We start from the raw sequence: 516 nt of genomic DNA on the forward strand, positions 1-516 counted from the left end.
ATAACGATGATCGCGGGAAAAAATGGATGGTAATCGCCATTTAACCCGTGCTTTTTTTATACAGTTTTTTGGGGGGGTTTTGGGGAAGAGTGGGTGGAAACAAAAAGCCAACAAAGATTTAACATCAATGCTGGCTAAATGTTATGACGTGCAACTTACATGTGTTGAATAATGGCGTCGCCAAATTCACTACATTTCAACAATTTAGCGCCATCCATCAGACGTTCAAAGTCATAGGTTACAGTCTTGGCCTGAATTGCGCCTTGGGTGCCTTTAATGATTAAATCAGCCGCTTCAGTCCAGCCCATATGACGCAGCATCAGACACACCAAAAGCCAATAACCATATGATTTATAAGTGGTTGCTGGCTTTTTTATTCATAAAAAACATTTAAAAATGACTTTTGTAACCTATTGATTATCAAGTAAATAAAAATAGTTTTGCAGAAAGACTTTTCAACAGGAGTTAAATTTATTACTGTATATAAATGGGTCTTCCCCGATCATGGTGGGAGAC

Annotated in this window: 1 pseudogene; it reads right to left on the minus strand. The window is 38.0% G+C overall.

The features are described from left to right. Positions 1–155: 155 nt before the first annotated feature. Positions 156–323, minus strand: a pseudogene (locus tag AEP37_RS25550) (isocitrate/isopropylmalate family dehydrogenase); the annotation flags it as partial. Between the last annotated feature and the right edge of the window lie 193 nt (positions 324–516).

It is taken from the genome of Yersinia pekkanenii, from assembly GCF_001152565.1.
GTDB lineage: Bacteria > Pseudomonadota > Gammaproteobacteria > Enterobacterales > Enterobacteriaceae > Yersinia > Yersinia pekkanenii.